The organism is Adlercreutzia shanghongiae, from assembly GCF_035830635.1.
Classification (GTDB): domain Bacteria; phylum Actinomycetota; class Coriobacteriia; order Coriobacteriales; family Eggerthellaceae; genus Adlercreutzia; species Adlercreutzia shanghongiae.
This window is the reverse complement of sequence record NZ_JAYMFI010000022.1, coordinates 46,287-52,286: the sequence shown is the minus strand read 5'-3', so window position 1 is coordinate 52,286 and position 6,000 is coordinate 46,287. Positions and strand designations below refer to the sequence as shown.

Below are 6,000 nucleotides of genomic sequence, written 5' to 3'. Positions count from 1 at the left end.
TGACCTCGCATTGGACGAAGGCCTCGGGCATCGAGCTTGGCGGTGCTGCGGCCGCTGCGCGGCCCGCGCTCTCGGAAAGGTCGGTGCCGCAGACGATAGCCTGGTGGAGGTTGCGGAGCACGTCAGCTGTCGGTATCGCGCTCGGCGCGCAGGGTTCCTGCAGAAGCGCGGCGGTGTTGGCGACGATGCGCTCATCGTCGCCTTGCGGTTCGCGCGTGTCGAGAATCAGGGCGCGCACTGTCTCGTAGGAGATCGCGAGGCCCTCGCGTTCGACGGCGGCCGCAAGATCCTCGGCGAGAGGGGAGACGATGCGCCTATGCCGGATGAGGGGCTCTAAGGCCTCCCAGAGCCGTGAGTGCTCGTCGCAGCGGGCAGCCAGCTCGCTGATCGTCGCCTCCACCGACGGCGGCGTCGTTTGGAAGGCGAGGTCGGGGGTGAGGGCCTTGCCGGCTCGGGGCATCTGGCTGCGCACCGGCGGCCAGCCGCTCATGCGCCGTACGAAGGAGACGAGTTCCCAGGTCGTATCGGCATCGAGGCCGCAGGGCGGCGAGTTGGCCAGAAAATCGTCTCTCGACTCGTAGTTCCACGCCTTCTCTTGGATGAAGGCCATGAAGTGTTCGTCGTGAATGAGCTCGTTGAGCTCTGCGATCATCGGTGCCTTTCCCTGTGCCACGAAGCCTCCCTTTCCCTTGCGCCTATGGTACCAATTCCGGGGTGCCTTGCACCAGCCCTTCAAGTGACGAAAACCGTCACTTGACAGGAGGTAAGCGTCTGACCAGGGAAGATAAGTGACGATTTCCGAAATTTACAGGCAGACGGTCCCTTTCTAGACTGAGTGGCGTCAAAGGAAGCAAGACCTTGCTTTGAGGAGAGAAACCTGAAAGGGGAGCATTATGGAGACGACATTCGGACGTCGCGATTTTCTGAAGGGCGCATCGGTTTTGGGGGCTGCGGCCCTCGGCGCGGGTATGCTTGCGGGTTGCGCGCCTAAAGCGGCCGGCAGCAGCGAGGGCGAGAGCCTGGCGGCTACGGGCGGCGGTGTCGACCCTTCCAGCATCGACTGGGATTACGAGGCCGACGTGGTGGTCGTGGGATCGGGCTCGGCGGCCATGTGCGCGGCCATCGAGACGGCCGCGGCTGGGTCCGAGGCCCTCGTGTTCGAGAAGGGCACGCTTATCGGCGGCGACTCGGCGCTCTGCGGCGGCGTGATCCTGGCGGCCGGGTGGTCGACCCAGGAGGAGCTGACCGGATACGCGGGCGACACCGGCGAGGCTTTCGCCGAGCAGATGATTCGCTGGTCCCAGGGCATGGGCGATGCTGAGATCATCCGCGAGGCGTGCCTGCGCTCCGGCGAGACGGTGGACTGGCTCATCTCCATCGGCCGTACCTACGACGCCGCCGATATCCTGCCTCCCATCTGGGGGTTGGGCGATACCGAGGCCGATATCGTGCCGCGCTCTCTGTGGTTGTCCGGCGAGATCGACAACGACGAGTTCGAAACGGGCACGTCCATCAACGGCCATTACAAGACCCTCCAGGATCACGCCAACACCTACGGTGAGGCTCTGGTAGTGAAGAACAACCACGAGGTGACGCGTCTTTTGCAGAACGAGGGCGGCGAGGTCATCGGCGTGGAGGTAAGCGACAACGGCAAGACCAAGTACGCCAAGGCCCGCAAGGGCGTGGTGCTCGCCTGCGCCTCGGTGGACAACAACACCGCCATGGCCCGTGAGCTCGGACTGAACCAGCAGTTCTGGGGCATGACCATGCGCGACGCCGGGCTTGACAGCGCCTCGGCCGGCTATGGCGCCACCTCCCACGACGTGGAGACGAACACCGGCGACGGCATCCGTATGGCCCGCGAGATCGGCGCGCAGCTTCAGCTGAACCAGGCCTGCTGCATGAACGACAACCACTACATCGGCGGCATTGCCGAATACGCTACGGGCATGGTGAGCGGCTCGAACGAGTACAAGTCATGGCGCAGCGAGGGCAACATCCTCGTGAACCAGAACGGCCGCCGTTTCTGCCAGGAGGACGCCGAGTGGGGCTACGTCATCTCCGAGTGCGCCAACGCCGTCTTCGCCAACGGCTGGCAGCCGGAGGATCCCGACGGCGTGAACGTGTACTTCATCGTGGACGCCGACCACACCTACTCCTGGTTGCTCCAGGGCATCGACGTGGAGACGAGCGATCGCGTGGTTAAGGCCGATACCATCGAGGAGCTCGCCGCGCTCATCAACGTGCCCGCCGAGAACCTGAAAGAGGAGATCGATACCTGGAACCGCTACTGCGACACCGGCAAGGATCTGAGCTTCGGTCGTCGCGCCGACATGGGGAAGATCGTCACGCCGCCGTTCTACGCCGACCCCATGCGCCCCGGCCCCATGGGCTCCTACGCGGGCGTGAAGGCCAACATCAAGGCCGAGGTCATCGCCACGGACGGCAGCCCCATTCCTCGCCTGTACGCCGCGGGTGCTGTGGCGGGCGGCAACTACGTCGGCTCGTTCTACCCCGGGTGCGGCTGGGCCATCCTGAATACCTGCGTCTGGGGACGCGAGGCCGGCCAGAACGCCGCGGCCCTCGAGCCCTGGGAATAGGGGCGGCAGCTTGCGGGGCATCCTGTGCCGATGCAGGGTCTTCCGTAGGCGGCAATGAGCGAATTCGCCCGGTGCCGCGTCCCTTCCCCTCCCTGAGAGCGGTGCCGGCTATTCGAGCAAAGGGCGCCCACGTGCAACCGTGGGCGCCCTTTCGCATGTCTTGCGTCGGTGAATCCGCTGCGCAAACAAGAAGGCCTTCTCCCGTGCGCAGAACGGCCTTTACGCGTTTCGGGGTTTGACGCTGGCTTACTTCAGTTTCTTCTCCATGATGTAGTCGTCCATGACGAAGCCCTCGCCGATGTCGGTTTCCACGGAGTCGATGACCTCGAAGCCGTTGCCCCTATAAGCGCGTAGGCCCATCTCGTTGGCCTTGTTGACCGTGAGATACATGGCGCCCAAGCCGCGATCGCGGCAGAGCTCTTCGTAAAAGCGGATAGTGGCCGAGCACAGGCCCTTGCCGCGGTGCTCCTTTAGCAGGTAGATCTTCGAGATGAAAAAGCGATTCGTCTCGGACTCCACGTGTCCGCCGGTATAGCCGACGATGCGCGGGGTGGGGGACGCCTGTCCCAGCTCGGCGGGCGTCTCGTCGTCCTGCTCCATGATGAACCAGTACTCGTACCCATTGTCGGCGATATCGGTGCGGAAGGCGTTCAGGCTCTGGAACTTCTCCACCATGTAGTCGGTCTGCTCCTGGCCGATGAGCTCGGGCCAGTACTCGTTCCAGATGACGTAGGCCATGTGGGCCAGGGCTTCAACTTCTTCGTCTCGCTCAACCTGTCTGAATGAAACGCTCATGGGGCTCCTCTCCGATTTTCGTTCCAATGGGGGTGTTCGTGCGGGCTCGTTTCGTTTCTTTGGCCCCAAAAGGCCTCGAGTGAACAATTCGAGGCGCTCCGTCGCGGTTTCAGGAGTCCGTGACGCCTGTTTTCGTGTGGTTTGGGGCTTCTGGAGGCTCGAAACGCCCTTTTCTCCTTCTAAAAAAGTTCACTCGGCATGGTTTTTGGCCAAAAAATCGGAACGAGCTCGCGCAACGGTCTCATTGTAGTCGTTGCTTCAGCGTTCGTCGCCAATCTCGCCCATTGTTTCTTCGTAGTAACAAGGATTGGTCGCGGGCGTTAACACTTCTTTTTGAGGGGGTTAACAATCATCGATGACATTTCAGCTGCGCGAAGGATCGTGGAACAATCGGTGCGTCCCCGAACATCGGGTCACGGGTGACAAGGGATGGGGAGACTGCCGACAGGGCGCGCGCCTTCAGACCGTGCGGCAGGCGGCGCCTCCCCATCCCTTCTCACCGGACCCCGCTAAAGGAGGTCAATCGCTATGATTGATACCGGTTACACGGCGTTTATGCTCGTGTGCACCATGCTGGTGCTGCTCATGACGCCCGGACTCGCCTTCTTCTACGGAGGGCTCTCGCGTCGCAAGAACGTAGTGAACACCATGGTCATGGTGTTCGGCGTCATCGGCATTGCGGGTGTCGCGTGGGTGGTGTGCGGCTGGTCGTTTGCCTACGGCGGCGACGGGTCGCTGCCGTTTTTTGGCGGGTTCGACCAAATTGGCTGCCTGTCGGCGGTAAACGATATGATGGCCGAGGCTACGGGCACGCCGACGGCCTTCACAGTGCTGGCAGGCCAGGGCGCGCTCGCTGACGATTCGGCGCTTTCTGCGGGCTACCCGGCGCTTGTCGACATCGTCTTTCAGATGGCCTTTGCGCTCATCACCTGCGCCATCATCACCGGTGCTGTGGCCGGGCGCATGAAGTTCGGCGCGGTGTGCGCGTTTGTGGCCGTGTGGGTCGTTGCGGTGTACGCGCCGCTCGCGCACATGGTGTGGGGCGGGGAAGGTTCGTTGATCGGAGAGATGATCGGCGCCCTGGATTTCGCCGGGGGCGATGTGGTGCACATCTCCTCGGGCCTGACGGGGCTCATCCTCTGCCTGATGCTGGGGCGGCGCAAGGGGTTTGCGGTCATGAGCTACCGCCCGCATAACGTGCCCTTCGTGGCCCTGGGGGCCGCGCTTCTGTGGTTCGGCTGGTTTGGGTTCAACGCGGGCAGCGAGTTCGCCGCCGACGGCGTGGCGGCCCTCGCGCTGCTGAACACGGTGGCAGCCAGCGCCGCCGGCGTGCTCTCCTGGATGATTGTGGAGCGGGTGCGGGTGGGTAAGTGCACGCTCGTGGGCGCAGCTACGGGGCTTGTGGCGGGGCTGGTGGCCATCACGCCGGCCGCGGGTTTCGTGGAGCCGTGGGCCGCGCTCGTGATGGGATTTGTCGTGAGTCCGGTGGTGTACTTCGCGGTGTCCCAGGCCAAGCGGCGCTTGGGCTACGATGATGCGTTGGACGCCTTCGGCTGTCATTGCGTCGGGGGCATCGTGGGCGGCATTCTCACGGGCCTGTTCTGCGTGCCGGAGCTGTCGTGGACCGAGCACGGCGGCCTTATCTACACCGGCGATTTCGCGCTTTTGGGTGCGCAGGTGCTGGGCATTGTTGTGACCGTGGTGTTTGTGGTGGCGGCCGATGTGGTGCTGGGGCTTATCATCCGGGCCTGCTTCAAGGGAAGCCTGCGCGTCTCCGCCGAGCAGGAGGCGATCGGCCTGGATGTGGCCGTCCACGGCGAGTCGGCGTACCCCGCCTATTTGGGCTTGGATTAGGAAACGAGTGGCTGAAAAGGAGCTGATAGCTATGAAGCGAGTGACGGCCATTGTGCGGCCCGAGAAGATGGAGCCGCTGAAGGAGGCGCTGTTCGCGGCGCACGTGAGCGGCATGACCATATCCCAGGTGCACGGCTGCGGCGCCCAGCACGGTTGGAGTGAGTACGTACGCGGTACCGAGGTGCTGCTGAACATGGTGCCGAAGGTGAAGTTCGAAGTGGTGGTGGAAGACGGCGCGGTAGACGCGCTCGTCGACGTAATCGTGGATGCGGCCCGCACCGGAGAGGTGGGCGACGGCAAGATCTTCGTGGCTCCCGTGGAAGAGGTCGTGCGCATTCGCACGGGCGAGCGCGGCGCGGCGGCAGTGTAGCGGGCGCGTGTGGCCCGTCTTTCGTCAGTGGGACGGCTTGCGTGCTGGGGCAGGGGTGCTTGCGGTACAATCTCGTTTGAACACAGAAGCGAGAAAGGATTTCCATGCATACCTTCATTCCCCGTGGCGTGTGCTCCCGCCAGATCGATGTGGAGCTCGACGGCGACACCATCAAGAGCGTCCAGTTCACCGGTGGCTGCGACGGCAATCTGAAGGCCATCTCGAAGCTCGTGGCCGGCCAGAACGTCGATGATATTGTGGCCATGATGGAGGGCCACACCTGCGGTCGGCGCCCCACCTCCTGTGCCGATCAGATGGCCCAGGCCCTGCGCGAGGCCCAGGCCAAGCAGGCGTAAAAGAGGCGAGTCGCAAGGGTCCGGG

The 6,000-nt window shown here is 63.6% G+C and carries 6 protein-coding genes; 4 read left to right on the top strand and 2 right to left on the bottom strand.

The window, feature by feature from the left end:
• The coding region (locus VJ923_RS09920; protein WP_326441039.1) for a hypothetical protein at positions 1-673 on the bottom strand (673 nt) is incomplete at its 3' end.
• 220 nt (positions 674-893) lie between these two features.
• On the opposite strand from VJ923_RS09920, the gene VJ923_RS09915 reads away from it, so the two are divergent.
• Complete coding sequence (locus tag VJ923_RS09915; RefSeq protein WP_326441038.1) at positions 894-2,600, top strand: FAD-dependent oxidoreductase; 1,707 nt, start codon at positions 894-896, stop codon at positions 2,598-2,600.
• Positions 2,601-2,846: 246 nt separating this feature from the next.
• On the opposite strand, the gene VJ923_RS09910 is transcribed toward VJ923_RS09915, so the two are convergent.
• Positions 2,847-3,395, bottom strand: a complete 549-nt coding sequence (locus VJ923_RS09910; RefSeq protein WP_326441036.1) for a GNAT family N-acetyltransferase — start codon at positions 3,393-3,395, stop codon at positions 2,847-2,849.
• Positions 3,396-3,923: 528 nt separating this feature from the next.
• On the opposite strand from VJ923_RS09910, the gene VJ923_RS09905 reads away from it, so the two are divergent.
• The 3 genes from VJ923_RS09905 to VJ923_RS09895 all read left to right on the top strand — a co-directional run bounded on the left by VJ923_RS09905 (position 3,924) and on the right by VJ923_RS09895 (position 5,975).
• Positions 3,924-5,249, top strand: coding sequence for an ammonium transporter (locus tag VJ923_RS09905; RefSeq protein ID WP_326441034.1), 1,326 nt, complete (start codon positions 3,924-3,926; stop codon positions 5,247-5,249).
• Between the two features lie 31 nt (positions 5,250-5,280).
• Complete coding sequence (locus tag VJ923_RS09900; protein WP_326441032.1) at positions 5,281-5,619, top strand: P-II family nitrogen regulator; 339 nt, start codon at positions 5,281-5,283, stop codon at positions 5,617-5,619.
• A 104-nt stretch (positions 5,620-5,723) separates the two neighbouring features.
• Entirely contained in the window at positions 5,724-5,975 is a 252-nt protein-coding gene (locus VJ923_RS09895) for a TIGR03905 family TSCPD domain-containing protein (protein WP_326441030.1), read from the top strand.
• The last annotated feature ends 25 nt before the right edge of the window (positions 5,976-6,000 follow it).

What these genes read in the sequence shown, in the direction of transcription:
- VJ923_RS09905 (WP_326441034.1), top strand. Translation starts at nt 3,924, where the DNA reads ATGATTGATACCGGTTACACGGCGTTTATGCTCGTGTGCACCATGCTG.
- VJ923_RS09915 (WP_326441038.1), top strand. Translation starts at nt 894, where the DNA reads ATGGAGACGACATTCGGACGTCGCGATTTTCTGAAGGGCGCATCGGTT.
- VJ923_RS09910 (WP_326441036.1), bottom strand. Translation starts at nt 3,395, where the DNA reads ATGAGCGTTTCATTCAGACAGGTTGAGCGAGACGAAGAAGTTGAAGCC.
- VJ923_RS09900 (WP_326441032.1), top strand. Translation starts at nt 5,281, where the DNA reads ATGAAGCGAGTGACGGCCATTGTGCGGCCCGAGAAGATGGAGCCGCTG.
- VJ923_RS09895 (WP_326441030.1), top strand. Translation starts at nt 5,724, where the DNA reads ATGCATACCTTCATTCCCCGTGGCGTGTGCTCCCGCCAGATCGATGTG.